Origin of the sequence: Streptomyces sp. NPDC127177 (assembly GCF_042672475.1) — a bacterium.
Classification (GTDB): Bacteria; Actinomycetota; Actinomycetes; order Streptomycetales; family Streptomycetaceae; genus Streptomyces.
Genome location: NZ_JBHXUW010000029.1, coordinates 1 through 15,145 on the forward strand (window position 1 = coordinate 1; position 15,145 = coordinate 15,145).

The following is a 15,145-nucleotide window of genomic DNA, read 5'->3' on the forward strand; positions in this document are numbered from 1 at the left end:
CTGCAGGGGGGACCCTGTGGGAGAGTAGGACGCCGCCGAACTCCTTTTGATAGTTAAGCCCCGTGCCCTTGTGGCACGGGGCTTTTCTGCGTTCCCGAGCCGTTCCTGCCGGAGCCGTTCCTGGGCGAAAGTGTTTGCGCGGGGGTGGACGGCAGGTCAGGATCAGGGCATGGACTACGTGATACGCCCGGTGCGTGCCGATGAGTGGCAGTCGACGAAGGAGATCAGGCTGGCCGCGTTGCAGGATCCGGTTGCGCCTGTTGCGTTCCTCGAGACGTACGAGGAGGGCTTGGAACGGAGCGACGACTTCTACCGGGAGCGGGCGGCGGGTGCGTCGGAGGACGGCGACGGCCGGGTCCGGCAGTTCATCGCCGAGGCACCCGCCGGGGGCTGGGCCGGCACGGTGACGGTACTGGTCGAGCGCCCGGACGACGAGGTGCGCTTCGGTGAGGCGGCCACGGTGAACCAGGCCCATGTGGTCGGGGTGTTCGTCCGGCCCGAGGCGCGTGGGGGCGGCGTGGCCGAGGCGCTGTTCCGGGCCGCAACCGAGTGGGCGTGGTCGCTGGGCGAGCCGCGCATCGAGCGCGTACGGCTGTACGTGCACGAGAACAACCCTCGGGCGGCCGCTTTCTATCGCCGGATCGGGTTCACGCCCACTGGGAAGACCGCCCCGGTGCCGGGCGATCCGTCGGCAGTCGAGGTGGAGTACGCGGTGCCGCGGCCGTAAAGGACCGAAGGGCCGAGCGAGCCCGAGGCCGAACCCGGCCCGAACCGGTCGGGAGTGCTCTCAGAGAGTGGTCTTGGCGAGTGCTCTCAGGGACTGCTCTCAGGGAGTGCTCGGTGTGCGGAGCTGCTGCGTCCAGCGGGCGCGGCCCTGTTCGGGGGAGCGGAGCAGGGCGACCGTGGGCAGGCCCTGCTCCTGGCCGGCTGCCAGTAGTTCCGGCAGACGGGGGAGCGGCGCCACGGCTGCGACGTCGTCCAGAACAAGGGTCATTGGTGGGTCGAGCCGACCGCCGGATGACCGTGCGGCCATGCGGCGGCCGTGCTCGACCACGTCTGAGGCGAGCGCCGTGAGCAGCGGCATCGCTCCGGGGCCGGACCGGGGGTTCTCGATGGGTTCACCAACCACATAAAGCGTTCCCCCCTCGTTCGCAAAAGAATCCAGCGCGAGCGCATCGGCCCGGTTGGGGGTGCAGGCGTCACGGATGTGGACCGAGGCCAGCGCACCGAAGGCCCGAACGGTCAGTTCCTGTGCCATCTCACGGCTTTCGGGGTGGGCGGTGAGCGCGGACTCCAGCAGTCCTGCGAGTCCGGACGCGGCCTTGGGGTGGGTGCGGAGCAGCCGAACCGGTTCGTGGGCGCTGCCGCCCAGGGCCCAGCGGTGGACCTGGCGGAAGGGGCGGCCGTCGACTGCGGCGGCGTGCAGCCAGCACTGCAGGAGGGTTTCGGCGGTGTCGGCCGTCGCCGCGTCGATACGGGCCTGCGGCCGGACCGGGGCGAGGAGGGCGGCGGAGCGGGCAGCCGCCAGGTCGGGCTGTTCGCAGCCCGCGGTGGGCGACCAGTGGAGCCGTGCCGGGGTGTCGCAGAGGTGGCCGGGGTCGTAGACGAGCACGGGGCCGAGCTTGGCGCGGGCGTCCTTGGTCTCGGACCAGACACTGGGGTCGGAGGTGACGACGAGCACCGGCCCCTCGGCCTCACGGATGGCCTGGACGACGGTGGGCCTGCGGGAGGCGGCGGTGCCGTAGACGACGAGCGGGGTACGGGGGGAGGGGAGGACGGCCGGGGCCTGGACGCCGGTGAAGTCCGTGATCGGGGACAACGGCTCGGTTACCTGCTCCACAGCGGTGGCGGGCTCCTGCGGGGCTGCGCGGACCGAGGGGGGCGGGGGGCTCGGTGTGACCGCCGCCGGTGGGGTGGGTGCCGGTGCCGGTGCCCGTGCCGGTGCCGGTCCTGGTGCGGGGGACGGGGACGAGGACGGGGCCTCGTGTACGTACTCCTGCCGTTCCGGTTCGGCCGGTCGCTCCAGCCGCTCCAGCCGTTCGGCGTGCTGGCGGGTCCGTACCCCTCGCCAGCGGGCGACCACGCCCATCACGAAGATCGTCAGTACCACCAGCACCATCAGCTCGCCGATGAACAGACCCCAGAACAGTCCGTACCCGGAGAGCTCTCCCGCCGGTGTCGTCGGCCAGGCGGCCGGCAGGTCGTGCGGGGCTTCCACGAGGCGGCGCATGGCGAGCGGGGTCTCCGCGAGGGTGACGCCGTCCGGCCAGCCTCCGTGCGCGAGGAGTCCGGACAGGCCGGTGGCCGTCCACGCCAGCAGCGTCAGCCCGAGCAGGAAGGCCAGGAGGCCGATCAGGAGCCCGTCGGGGATGCCGCCGGTGCCTTCCCCGTTGCCACCGCGCCGTGCCGTGCCGCGCCCTGCCATGTCATGCCACCGTTGACTCGGACGACTCGTTGAGCCGCTGCTGGTTCTCGATTCGTGCCGCGCGTTGCTCCGCCTCCAGCTCGGCGGCGCGTACGTCCTCCGGGAGCAGGTCGGTCGCGGAGGACTCGGTCATGGCGCGGTCGGTGAAGACGAGGGGGCGTTCGGCCTCGGTGATCAGGTGTTTGACGACCTGGACGTTGCCGTTGACGTCCCAGACGGCGATGCCCGGGGTGAGCGTGGGAATGATCTCGACCGCCCATCGGGGCAGCCCGAGCACCCGGCCGGTGGCTCTCGCCTCGTCGGCCTTCTGCGCGTAGATCGTGCGGGTGGAGGCCATCTTGAGGATTGCCGCCGCTTCCCGGGCGGCGGCTCCGTCCACTACGTCGCTGAGGTGGTGGACGACGGCGACGAAGGACAGCCCGAGCCGGCGTCCGAACTTCAGCAGACGCTGGAAGAGCTGCGCCACGAACGGGGAGTTGATGATGTGCCAGGCCTCTTCCACCAGGAAGATGCGCTTCTTCCGGTCGGGCCTGATCCAGGTGTGTTCCAGCCAGACGCCGACGATCGCCATCAGGATCGGCATGGCGATCGAGTTGCGGTCGATGTGCGAGAGGTCGAAGACGATCAGTGGGGCGTCCAGGTCGATGTCGGCGGAGGTCGGTCCGTCGAACATGCCGCGCAGGTCGCCGTCGACGAGCCGGTCCAGGACGAGAGCGACGTCCAGTCCCCAGGCCCGTACGTCGTCTATGTCGACGTTCATCGCCGCGGCGGACTCGGGCTCCGGGTGGCGCAGCTGGTCGACGATGTCCATCAGGACGGGCTGGCGGTCGGTCGTCGTCTCGTTCACGAAGGCGTGCGCGACCTTGAGCGCGAAGCCGGACCGCTCGTCCAGGCCGTGGCCCATGGCGACTTCGATGATGGTGCGGAGCAGCGCGAGCTGTCCGGTGGTGGTGATGGCGGGGTCGAGCGGGTTGAGCCGGATGCCGCCGTTGAGCGCGGAGGTGGGGTCGAGGCGGATGGGGGTCAGGCCCAGTTCCTGGGCGATGAGGTTCCATTCGCCGACGCCGTCCTCGCCCTGGGCGTCCAGGACGACGACCTGGCGGTCCCGGAAGCGGAGCTGGCGCAGCACGTACGTCTTCTCCAGCGCGGACTTGCCGTTCCCGGACTCGCCGAGCACCAGCCAGTGCGGGGCGGGGAGCTGTTGCCCGTACAGCTGGAAGGGGTCGTAGATGTAGCCCTTGCCGGAGTACACCTCGCGGCCGATGATCACGCCGGAGTCGCCGAGGCCGGGGGCGGCGGTGGGCAGGTAGACCGCCTGCGCCTGTCCGGTCGAGGTGCGGACGGGCAGCCGGGTCGTCTCCACCTTCCCGAAGAGGAAGGCGGTGAAGGCGTCCGACAACGCGGACAGCGGATCTCGCATGGCGTGACCGACCTCCCTTTCGTCTCTCTCGGTTCTCTCGGTCGTGTGCGGCTAGCGGCGGATGCCGGTGGCGAACGGCAGGGTGTTCACGAACGCGCGGTGGTGCTCGCGGTCGCACCACTCCAGCTTCAGATACGACTTGCCGGCGGAGGCCCGGATCGTCCGCTTGTCACGGGCGAGGGACTCGGGCGAACGCGACGACACGGTGATGTACCCCACGAGGTTCACCCCGGCCGCGCCGCTCGCGAGATCTTCACCCCGCTGGTCGAGCCGGCCGTGGGCGGCGATGTCGCGGGGGTCGACGGTGCGGTTCATCTTGGCCTGGCGGCTGGCCTCGGCCTCGTCGTTGGTCTTCTCGGTGAGCATCCGCTCGATGGCGATCTCGGTGGGCTCCAGGTCCATGCAGACCGCGACCGTACGGATCACATCGGGTGTGTGGACGAGGAGCGGGGCGAGGAAGTTGACGCCGACGGGCGTCATCGGCCACTCCTTCACCCAGGCCGTGGAGTGGCACCAGGGGGCGCGGGTGGAGGACTCGCGGGTCTTGGCCTGGAGGAACGTCGGCTCGACCGCGTCCAGTTCGGCCGGCCAGGCGTTGCGCTTCGTCATGGCCTGGATGTGGTCGATGGGGTGGTCCGGGTCGTACATCGAGTGGACGAGGGAGGCCAGGCGGCTCTGGCCGAGCGGCTGGCGCACCCGGATGTCGGCCTCGGCGAGGCGGGCGCAGATGTCGGTGAGCTCGCGTGCCATGACGACCGCGAGTCCGGCGTCCCGGTCGAGCTTGCGGCCGCCGTGGGGGCGGGCCGCGCGGGCCATGGCGTTGGCCTCGGCGGCGAGCTCGCGGTCGAACTCCATGCAGGCGACGAGGTAGGCGCGGTGCTGCTCGCTGGAGGTGGAGACCATCGACTGGAGCTGGTCGTAGGACTCCTGGAGCCAGCCGGGGGCGGCCCTGTCGCCGCGCTGGGCGACGTCCTTGGCGTGTGCGTCGGGGTCGGCAGGCAGGGTGCGGGCCAGCATCTGGATGCGGGTCACGAAGCCGTCGCCGTTGGCGACGTGCTTGAGGAGTGTGCCGAAGCGGTCGACGAGTGCTTCCTGGTCCTCGCTGTCGCGCAGACCGACGCCGGGGCCCTCGATCTCGATCGCGGCGGTGACGGTGCGGCGGTCGGCGTGCAGGAGTACGGCGATCTCGTCCGGCCCGAAGGGTGCGGCCAGCCAGCTGATCCGGCCGATTCCGGGCGGTGGCCCGATCTCGACCTCGCGCCCGTCGGTGCTGATGCCCGCTTCCATGGCGCCGGACTGGTAGGTCGCACCGCGGCGCAGGGAGCGTTTGTAGCTGCGGTTGATCTCGAACCACTTGTAGAAGGTCCGGTGCTTGTACGGGACGTAGACGATGGCCAGGGCGAGCAGCGGGAAGCCGGTGAGCAGCACGATCCGCATGGACAGGACGGGCACGAGCAGGCCGCTCATCATGCCGAGGAAGGCCCCGCCGATGATCAGGGCGATCTCGCCGGTCTCGCGGTTCTTGCCGACCATCGCGTTGGGCCGGGCCCGGCCGATGAGATACGTACGGCGGGGCGCGATCGGATGGGACTGGGTGCTCAACGCCCGCCACCTCCTGTGCTGTTGTTACCGGAACTTCCTGATCCGCGTCGTGTGCCGCGGCTGCTGTGCGGGGTACCGGAGGTGGGACCCGATCCGCTGCGGGGCGGAGGTGCGGCGGAGGGGACAGATCCGCCGCCGACCCCGCTCCCGGAGTTGCGGGAGCTGTGGGCGGCGACACCGCCGCTGACCGGATTGGCGGGGCGTCCGCCACCGCTGTTGTTGCCGCCGCCGTCCTGGCCGCCGCCGCGGCTGCTGTGGGTCTTGATGCCTTGGGAGACGAGAGCGGCGGGCGAGCTGATCATCGCGGCGGCCTGGGAGCCGTCGGTGGCCTGCTTGCGGTTGGTGCGGGCGCCCTGGATCTCGTCGCCGAAGCCGGGAACGAAGCGGTAGATCATGCCGGAGGCGAAGATCGCCAACAGGATGATGGACAGGCCGGACACCACGGCGGAGAAGGCGTCGGGTCCGTCGTCCGAGGAGAGCGCGCCGGCCAGTCCGAGCACGACGACGATGACCGGCTTCACCATGATCACCGCGATCATGATGCCCGCCCAGCGTCGTACGTGTCCCCACATGTTCTTGTCGACGAGACCGGCGTACACGGCGGTTCCGAGCAGGGCGCCCACGTAGAGCAGGGCGGCCCGGATCACGAGTTCCAGCCAGAGGATTCCTGCGGCGAGGATGGACACGAGCGAGACGACGATCAGCATGATCGGTCCGCCGCCGATGTCGGAGTCCTTCTTGAGGGCCTCGGCGAACGACCCGAAGAACACGTCGGTCTGCCCGCCGGACGACGAGGCGATGACCTCGGTGACGCCGTCGGTCGCGGAGACGATCGTGTACAGGATCAGGGGCGTGAACGCGGAGGCGAGGACCGTCAGCCACAGGAACCCGATGGCCTCGGAGATCGCGGTGGTGAGCGGCACCCCGCGGATGGCCCGCTTGGCGACGGCGAGCAGCCACAGGACGAGCGTGAGCACGGTGGAGGCGGCGAAGACGATCGCGTACTGCTGGAGGAAGCGGGTGTTCGTGAAGTCGACGTTCGCGGTGCTCTTGACGGCGTCGCTGAGCTTGCCGACGATCCACGCGGCGGCGTCGGCACAACCGCGGCCGAGGGAGGTCAGGGGGTCCAGGGCGGGGTCGGTGCTGTTGGGGGCCTTGGAGGTGGGGGAGGCGTCGCCTTCGCAGTAGTCCTTGGCGAGCCCGACGATGAGATCACATGCCTCATTGCCCTTCTTACTGGGCGATGGCGATGGCGACGGAGAAGGCGCCGCTGCGGCTTGCGAAGCCAGCAGGATCACGGTGGCCGGAAGGATGCTGAGGATCGACAGGGAGCGGCCGCCCCGCCGGCGGTTATCGGGCATAAGTGAAGCCTCCATATCCCTCTACCGCGCCGGCGATCTCATCGGCCGTCGATGCCCGGTTGTCGCCGCCGACAGGGGTGGGCCCCTCTGCCTGACTCGACGACTCGATCTTCCAGTCTTTTCCGACCCACTTGAGCTTCTCGGAGATCGTGACCCATGTCTCGGTCACCGGCTTCGTGGACCCTTGTCCGGCCATGCCGACAAGACCTGTGCACCAGACCTCGACAGTGGCGCGGTCACCACTGTGCTCGACAACCTTCGTGCCCACGGGGACCGTCCGAGAGACGAAGGTCAGACCGTTGGGAGTGCTGCCGTCATCGTTCAGGCCGACGCTCTTGAGGAACTCCGGGGAGTAGGCCTTGTCCAGGTCGGAGACGAGACCGTCGACGATTGCCGGATCATGGGTGGCTTGGACGATGGCCTGACGAGAGGCGGAGTTGAACATGTCGGCCGAGCCGAGCGCCACCGCGAAGTTGGACGCCGCGCTCTGCGCCCCCTGCTCGTCATGCGCGTACCCCGAGGGAATCGAACCGTTCTTCCCCGTCACCGGCTTCGTCCCCGTGGCCGCCGTCGGCGCCGCGCCGGCCTTCTTGCCGTTGCTGCCCGACGCACCGTCGCCGCCACCGTCGCCGCCGCCCATGTTCGCGAAGGCGATCGCTCCCAGCAGCAGCACGATCACGCCGACGACCGTGAAGAGCGAGCGGGACTTGCGGGGTGGGCGGCGGGGGCCGTAGCCGTCGCCGCCTTGGCCGTCGGGGAGGCGGGTGCGGGTCTGGCGCGTACCGCCGAGGGTGCTGTAGCCGTCGTTCGAACGCCCGGAGTCGTTGCCGTAGCCGTCCTCGTCGCCGAGACTCATGCCGCGTACGCCCCCTCAACCGTTGCCTGAACCGCGTAGTACGACGGTAGCCGTGCTGGTTTCCGCGCGGGCGCGGTGTGGTGACTCGACATCAGGGAGACGCAACCTCAGCCGGTGGGCACGACGGACGGATGGGGGTGGGGCGGCCGGAGCTGCCCCTGGCGGGCTGACGGCCGGTTAGACGGCCATCCCGTAGACGATGGTGAACAGGGTTCCGAGCGATCCGATGATGAACACACCGGTCAGTCCGGCCACGATGAGCCCCTTGCCCTGCTCCGCGCTGAAGGTGTCGCGCAGGGCCGTCGCGCCGATCCGCTGCTTCGCCGCTCCCCAGATCGCGATGCCGAGGCAGAGCAGGATGGCGATCGCCATCACCACCTCGATCATTACGCGGGCCTCGTTGCCCAAGGTCCCGAACGGCCCCCAGTTCGGGGCGATTCCGCCGATGATGGTGGTGATGTCGCCCTTTTCAGCTGCCAGGATCATGTAAGTCACCGCCCCTGTTGGGTAGTTCAGTGCCCGTACCGCACGGCACGAGTCACCCTCTATCTTCGCTGATGAAACTGCCTTCGTACGACGACTTGACGGCTCTCTTTACCCGGATCTCGCACATTTGACCGGTCTGACCACCCTGACCTGCGGATCGAATCGGTGTGTGAGCGAATTACGTATCGTTACTCTGTGTATCACGGAGGGTGACGCCGGGCAATGATTGCCATCACGCCACCCTGGCCTGGACCGGCATCGAGGGGTCGAACCGCACCCATCAGGGCATATGTGGCGAGGTGGGGAGCGCATCGTTCACAGGAGCGAGCGGCGGGGGTTCAGCGGGCGGGGCGGGGTCGTCCAGCTCGACGGCGGCCGAAAATCGCACCAGGAGCCGTCGAAGGGAAACGTTCCGGCCTCGGCGAGCCGTGCCACCGTGTCGCCCTCGGTCCGGATGGCGACCGCTTCTTCGGCGGTCCAGTAGGCGGGGTGGCCGGTCTTCTCGGCGAAGGACTGCTCGTCCTTCCACTGCCAGGTGCGGTCCGGTGCCACGTTGAGGTCGAGTTCGTGGTCGGTGATGTCGATGTCGTCGCCGTAGTGGACCCGCCGCTCCAGATTGACGTACCAGCCGCGGAAGTTCCGTCTGCGTCCGAAGAGCCAGAGGACGGAGTGCGCGGCGCCGGCCGGCTGGTAGAAGAGGGCGCTGCCCATCGGCCACCGGTCGGCGACCAGGGGGTAGCCCTCGGCGGGGCGCTCGTGCGGGGCGATGTCCCGCAGATGGGTGGCGCCGCGCGGGAGGGCGGTCCGCCACATCGGCGTGCCGGTCTCCATCCACACCAGCTGGCCTGCGGCCGTGCGTTCGACCAGGCGTACGGGTACGGAGGCGCTCAGGTGGCCGCCTATGAAGAAGTTCCAGTGCAGAATCCGCCCCGGCTTGTCCCTCGCGCCTTCACCCATGCCGTCGTTCATGCCGATGATCATGCCCGCGGCGGGGCCCCGGGACACGTGGCCCGCACATCTGCCGCCCAGCATCTGCCGCCCAGCATCTGCCGCCCAGCATCTGCCACCCAGCCCCGGTGACCCCGGCGGTGGTCCTGTGGACGGTGGGGCGGCGGCAGGGCTCGGAGGTGGGGCGGTTCGGGTGTCGCCGACCATGCGGAGGAGCGGTTCGGGTGTTGCCGGTCCTGCGGTGGAGGGCTTCGGGTGTTGCCGGTCCTGCGGTGGAGGGCTTCGGGTGTCGCCGGTCCTGCGGTGGAGCGGGTCGTGTGCTGCCGCTCCTGCGTGGAACATCGGCCGTGCCGGCGCACACTTCCGGCCACCTTCGGCGGTTCCGCGCCGCGCTTTTCCGTGGTCAGCCCCTGGTGCGAGGGGTGACCTCGGCCGTGACGCGCGGGCGATCCCGCGCGGAGCCTTGCGTGTTGAGTGATTCCGTCTAATGGTGATGGTTCTTGTTGTCTTCCGTTCGGAGTCGCTTCATGAGCGCATACCGTCCGAGCCGCCGTTCCGTCCTTTCGACCGGCGCAGCCCTCGCGGGCTGGGCCGTCTTCGCCGCGCAGAGACAGGCTTTCGCCGCGGACGAACCCGCCCCCGAGTGGGACGGGCAGCCGCGGGTGTTCCAGGTCGGCAGGGAGGCGGCGCGGGCCCGGCTCGTGCCGTACGCGAGCGGCTCCGACGCGCTGCGCGGGAACATCGAGAAGTCGCCGTACTTCCGTTCCCTGAACGGGACCTGGCGCTTCAAGTGGTCCAGGAACCCGGACGCCCGGCCGGTCGGCTTCGAGGCGCCCGACTACGACGACGGCGGCTGGGACAACATCCCCGTACCGTCGAACTGGGAGATCGAGGGCTACCCCGAGCCCATCTATCTCAACATCCGCTACCCGTGGGTCGGCTACGAGGACCCCGAGCCGCCGGCCGTTCCGCACGACTTCAACCCGGTGGGCTCCTACCGGCGGACCTTCACCGTGCCGCGCGACTGGTCGGGCCGGCGCACCCTGATCTCCTTCCAGGGCGTGAAGTCGGCGTTCTTCCTCTGGGTCAACGGCAAGCGGGTCGGCTACAGCGAGGACAGCTACACGCCCGCCGAGTTCGACATCACCGACCATGTGCGGCCGGGCGACAACACCCTGGCAGTCGAGGTCTACCGCTGGTCCGACGGTAGTTGGCTGGAGGACCAGGACATGATCGATCTGTCCGGGATCTTCCGTGACGTCTACCTGTACGCGATCGCGCCGGTCCATGTGCAGGACCTGTTCGTACGGACCACGCTGGACGACGCGTACCGCGACGCGGTCCTCACGGTCACCGCGACCGTACGCAACCGGGGCTCCGCCGACGCGGGCAGGCACCGGATCGAGGCGGTGCTGTACGACGGCCGGGGGCGACGGGTCGGCCGTCCCCTCACCGCAGACGTGGACCGGCAGGGCTCGGGGGACGCCGAGGTGACGTTGAAGGCGGACGTCTCGGCGCCCGCGCTCTGGTCGGCCGAGGATCCGAACCTGTACACCCTGGTCGTCACGCTCACCGACGGCTCCGGGCGGACGGTCGACGTCCAGCGGGTCCGTACCGGGTTCCGTGAAGTCGAGTACGGCCCCGGGAAGTTCACCGTGAACGGCAAGTCCGTGATGTTCCGCGGAACCAACCGTCACGAGTCCGACCCCGACCACGGCCAGGCGGTCCGTGAGCCGCGGATGGTCCAGGACATCCGGCTGATGAAGCAGCACAACATCAACGCCGTACGCACCTCGCACTACCCGAACAACCCGCGCTGGCTCGAGCTGTGCGACGAGTACGGCCTCTACGTCGTCGACGAGACCAACCTGGAGACCCACGGCGTCCGCGACACCGTGCCGGCCTCCCTGCCCGAGTGGACCGACGCCTGTGTCGACCGGCTGCGGTCGATGGTCGAGCGCGACAAGAACCACCCGAGCATCGTCGTCTGGTCGCTGGGCAACGAGGCCGGCGGCGGGTCGAACTTCCAGGCCATGGCCGACTGGGTGCACGACCGAGACGCCTCCCGGCCCGTGCACTACGAGGGCATGAACGAGGTCGCCGACCTGCACAGCGAGATGTACACCAAGCCGGCGGACGTGGAGGCGTACGGAAAGTCCGGCAAGGACACGCCCTTCATGCTCTGCGAGTACGCGCACGCCATGGGCAACAGCAGCGGCAACCTCAAGGAGTACTGGGACATCTTCGACCGCTACCCGAACCTGCACGGCGCGTTCGTGTGGGACTGGGTGGACCAGGCCATCCGGCTCCCGGTTCCGGGCGACCCGAAGCACACCTACCTGTCGTACGGCGGCGACTGGAAGGACGGCTATCCGACCGACGGGATCTTCAGCTGCGACGGCCTGGTCGCCGCGGACCGTACGCCGCACCCCGGTCTGCTGGAGGTCAAGAAGGTCTACCAGCCCGTCGCGGTCGCCGCCGCGGACCTCGCGGGCGGGACGGTGACCGTACGGAACAAGCACCTGTTCAGCGGCCTGGACGCGTACGAGCTGCGCTGGGACGTGAGCTGTGACGGCAGGAGCGTGCAGCACGGCAGGCTCGCATCGCCGGATGTGGCGCCCGGCGACGAAGGCACCGTGCGCATCCCGTTCCGTGAGCCGCAGACGCCCGAGCCGGGTGCCGAGTACTGGCTGAACGTGTCCTTCGTACTGAAGAAGGAGACCAGTTGGGCGGAGGCCGGGCACACCGTGGCCGCCGAACAGCTCGCGCTCGACTGGCACACCCCTGCCCCCGCCGACCCGGCCCCGGACACCCTGCCCGCCCTCACTCTCGACGAGACCGACGCGCGGGTGCAGATCAGCGGACGCGACGTCGAAGTGGTCCTGGACAAGTCCACCGGAACGCTGGCGTCGTACCGGGTCAAGGGGCGGCTGCTGCTGGCCGGTGGTCCGGTGCCGAACTTCTGGCGCGGGCCCACCGACAACGACACCGGCCGCGATGCCCAGAATGCCCTGCGGACCTGGCGGGACGCCGGGGCCGACCGTGAGGTCACCTCCGTCAGGACCGGTCAGCCGTCGCCCGGAGTGGTCACCGTCGAGGTGGACTGCACCCTGCCCACCGCCCCGGCCGCCTCCACCTGGACCACGGTGTTCACCGTGCGCGGCGACGGCGAGATCCGGATCCGGCACACCCTGGAAGCGGCGGACGGGCTCCCCGATCTGCCTCTGGTGGGTGCCCTGCTGACGGTGCCGGAGGGCTTCGAGCAGATCGACTGGTACGGGCGCGGCCCGCAGGAGAACTACTGGGATCGGCGCTCCGGCGCGTTCGTGGGCCGTTACCGCTCTACGGTCGACGATCAGGTCGCGGCGTACGCCCGCCCCCAGCAGACCGGCAACATGACCGACGTACGCAGCCTCTCGGTGACGGACCGCTCGGGCACCGGACTGCTGGTGCGGGCCGACCCGGACGAGGGCGAACCCATGCTGGAGACGAGCGTCCTGCACTTCTCGCCGTTCGACCTGGAGGGGCCGAAGCACCCCTACGAGCTGAAGCGACGCGACGAGACGATCCTGGGTGTCAACCACCGGCAGACGGGCGTCGGCGGCAACGACTCCTGGGGCGCCCCGCCCCTCGCGGAGTACCTGCTGCACGCGGGACGCACGTACACGTACGCGTACCGGCTGCGGGGCGCGTAACGGCGGGGGAGGGCCGGGCCGCCCGGTACAGCCGCGTCGTGCCGTGCGGTGCCGCGATCGTGTCGTGCTGCCTTGGGCTACGTCGGGGCGGTACCGGGCGTACCGGGCTTCAGGCCTGTGCATGAGGTCCGCGTCCCACTCGGCAGTCGGGTGGGACGCGGACCGGCGCGGGGGGTGTCGCGTCCGACGCCCACCCGGCGGTCGGCATGGTCTTCGCGCGCGGCGGTCGGCGTGCTTCACGTCCCTCAGGACGTCCGGCGTCCCCACGCCCCTCAGGAGGCCCGGCGTACCCCATGCCCTGCAGGAGGCCCGGCCCCGGCGTCTCTCACGCCCCGCACAGCGCGTCCGGCGTGTCCCACATCACGCGTGACTTCCGTGCTCCGATCACCGTTAGATGTGATGTGCCCACACCTGACATCTCGGTCGCGGCAGCCGCCGCGCCGTCTTCGCCGCCCTCCTTTCTCCTGACGCCGCGCCAGGGCGAGGGCGTGCGAGGGCTTCTCGCCTACGTGGCTGCTCTCCCCCTCACCACCGCCGACGCACAGCTGCTCGCCGTCGTCGTGGCCATCCGGGCGGCGCGGAGCGGGGTCGGCAATCTCACCGGCACCGATCTGCGGTCACTGCGGCTGGAGGATCCGGAGGGGGCCATCGCGGAGCTGGTCGCCGCCGGGTGGCAGGTGCCCGGGGATCTGGTCGGCGGGGATCAGGACAAGCCGGTCGGGATCGTCGTGCCCGACCTCGCCCCGGGACCGGATCACGCGATGCCGCTGGGCAAGGGCACACGGTCGCGGGTGTCGGGATGGACCATGCGCACGAGGATGGCGAAGCCGGTGAAGAAGACCGGGCCTGCCGTCCGGCTCGCCGCGCTCTTCCTGGCCGCGCACAGTTCCTCGGAGCTCGTCGGGAGGATCCCCCCTCAGCTGCCCGGTGTCTGCCGTACCGCCCTGCCCGAGCTTCTCGGTAAGGGGTTCCTCGCCGAGCTGTCCGGCGAGGACTACCGGCTCGGCCCGGCGGTGTGCCACCTCGCCGGCAGGTTCCGTACCCCCGAGGAACTCGCTGACCTCGCGCGGCAGGAGGAGGAGCGCCGGGCCGCGCGCGAGGCGGCGGCGGCCGCCGAGCCGGAGGAGATCACCCCGGGCCGGTGGGCGGAGTGGAAGTCGGGCGTCAGTCCGGCGTTGCTGCGGCATGTGGAGGCGGTGGAGCGGTGCCCGTTGTGCCGGCTTCCGTTCGCGCAGGTCGCGAAGGCGTTCACGTCCTCGCCCTCGCCCGTCCCCGCCCCACGGTCGGCGTTCGACGCCCTCGACAAGTGGCGGGACGCGCATCCCGACTGCGGTCGTGAGGCCGCCGCGTTCACCGTGGCCTTCCGCGCGGAGCACGGGCACGGGCCCTCGTACGGGCAGTTGTGCAAGGGCCTGGGCTGGAAGAAGCTGTCGCGGACGCTGCGCGGGCTCGTCGTGGGGAGGGTGCTCGACGACGGATGGCTGACCGACACGTCGCCGGTGCCGTGGACCCTGCGCCCGGGGAAGGCCGCCCAGGCGAAGGGGATCGCCCTGCCGGGACAGACGGCGGTCCGAAGCAGTCGCTGAACGCGCTCTCTCTCGTGCTCTCCCGCGTTCCCGCGCTCTCGCTCTCTTTTGCGGGCCCGCGCCGCCCTTCACCGGCGTCAGCACTCTTCGTGGGCTCAGCGCCCTTCACGGGCGTCAGCGCTCGTCTCTGCCCTGCCCCTCTTCGCCGCCCCGTGCCCCTTCGCAGCCCGGCACCCTGGGTCAGAGTTCGAGTGGGGGGAGGCCGGCCAGACCGGTCTCCTTCATGATGCGGTCCGTCGTGTCGATCAGGCTGCTCGCGGCGCCGATCACTGACTCCGCCCCGCCCGGGAGCAGGTCGCGCGAGCGGTACCAGGCGCGGAGCTCCGCCTCCCCGTACTCGCTCACCTGTGGCTTCGTCGCGTGCCGGCGCAGCGTTTCACCGAGATCGACGTCCAGGTAGTAACAGTGGGTGCGACCGCGGTGGTCCTCGCACAGCCGCTGGAGCATCGGCCCGTAGTGGTCGGCGTACAGGATGCCTTCGAGGACCACGTGGTACCCGGCGTCGAGCGAGTACCTGGTGACGGTGTCGATCAGGCCGATGTTCGCGGCGCCGGGGCGGTCGCGCTCACGCAGGACGTTCCGCCGCAGGTTGTCCTGGCCGACGATCGCCAGGCCGCGACCGAATCGTTCCCGGACGGCGGCGGCGACGCTCGACTTGCCCGAGGCGGAATTGCCCCGCAGCAGGACGAGCCGGGTCACCCCTGATTGCGTCATGACACCACCATCATGACAGGTCAGAGGCCATCCGCGTAGGACGAACGGCACG

11 protein-coding genes are annotated in these 15,145 nt (G+C 70.1%); 3 read left to right on the top strand and 8 right to left on the bottom strand.

What is annotated here, in order from left to right; translation table 11 throughout:
- Positions 1-169 precede the first annotated feature (169 nt).
- Complete coding sequence (locus ACFVJX_RS19145; protein ID WP_384133525.1) at positions 170-727, top strand: GNAT family N-acetyltransferase; 558 nt, start codon at positions 170-172, stop codon at positions 725-727.
- 99 nt (positions 728-826) lie between these two features.
- On the opposite strand, the gene ACFVJX_RS19150 is transcribed toward ACFVJX_RS19145, so the two are convergent.
- The 7 genes from ACFVJX_RS19150 to ACFVJX_RS19180 form a co-directional block, all read right to left on the bottom strand.
- On the bottom strand, positions 827-2,425 hold the full coding sequence (locus ACFVJX_RS19150) for a type IV secretory system conjugative DNA transfer family protein (protein WP_384133529.1): 1,599 nt from the start codon (positions 2,423-2,425) through the stop codon (positions 827-829).
- A 1-nt stretch (position 2,426) separates the two neighbouring features.
- On the bottom strand, positions 2,427-3,845 hold the full coding sequence (locus ACFVJX_RS19155) for an ATP-binding protein (RefSeq protein WP_384133532.1): 1,419 nt from the start codon (positions 3,843-3,845) through the stop codon (positions 2,427-2,429).
- Positions 3,846-3,896: 51 nt separating this feature from the next.
- The gene (locus ACFVJX_RS19160; protein WP_384133536.1) at positions 3,897-5,447 is read right to left on the bottom strand and encodes an SCO6880 family protein; all 1,551 of its coding nucleotides are present in this window, start codon (positions 5,445-5,447) and stop codon (positions 3,897-3,899) included.
- Positions 5,444-6,808 carry a hypothetical protein gene (locus ACFVJX_RS19165; protein ID WP_384133539.1) on the bottom strand — a complete coding sequence of 455 codons (1,365 nt, stop codon included), beginning with the start codon at positions 6,806-6,808 and terminating at the stop codon, positions 5,444-5,446. The genes ACFVJX_RS19160 and ACFVJX_RS19165 overlap by 4 nt, the downstream gene beginning before the upstream one ends.
- Positions 6,798-7,664, bottom strand: coding sequence for a hypothetical protein (locus ACFVJX_RS19170; protein ID WP_384133542.1), 867 nt, complete (start codon positions 7,662-7,664; stop codon positions 6,798-6,800). Before ACFVJX_RS19170 ends, ACFVJX_RS19165 begins: the two co-directional genes overlap by 11 nt.
- Positions 7,665-7,841: 177 nt before the next feature.
- Positions 7,842-8,150, bottom strand: coding sequence for a hypothetical protein (locus ACFVJX_RS19175; protein WP_024493027.1), 309 nt, complete (start codon positions 8,148-8,150; stop codon positions 7,842-7,844).
- Between the two features lie 315 nt (positions 8,151-8,465).
- A complete protein-coding gene (locus ACFVJX_RS19180; RefSeq protein WP_384133545.1) occupies positions 8,466-9,119 on the bottom strand; it encodes a DUF402 domain-containing protein in 654 nt (217 codons plus the stop codon).
- A 506-nt stretch (positions 9,120-9,625) separates the two neighbouring features.
- Here ACFVJX_RS19180 and ACFVJX_RS19185 point away from each other — a divergent pair.
- On the top strand, positions 9,626-12,793 hold the full coding sequence (locus ACFVJX_RS19185; protein ID WP_384133547.1) for a glycoside hydrolase family 2 TIM barrel-domain containing protein: 3,168 nt from the start codon (positions 9,626-9,628) through the stop codon (positions 12,791-12,793).
- A gap of 401 nt (positions 12,794-13,194) precedes the next feature.
- Positions 13,195-14,379 carry a hypothetical protein gene (locus ACFVJX_RS19190; RefSeq protein WP_384133550.1) on the top strand — a complete coding sequence of 395 codons (1,185 nt, stop codon included), beginning with the start codon at positions 13,195-13,197 and terminating at the stop codon, positions 14,377-14,379.
- 180 nt (positions 14,380-14,559) lie between these two features.
- On the opposite strand, the gene ACFVJX_RS19195 is transcribed toward ACFVJX_RS19190, so the two are convergent.
- Positions 14,560-15,093: an AAA family ATPase gene (locus tag ACFVJX_RS19195; protein ID WP_384133553.1), complete on the bottom strand. Its 534-nt coding sequence runs from the start codon at positions 15,091-15,093 to the stop codon at positions 14,560-14,562.
- Positions 15,094-15,145 lie beyond the last annotated feature (52 nt).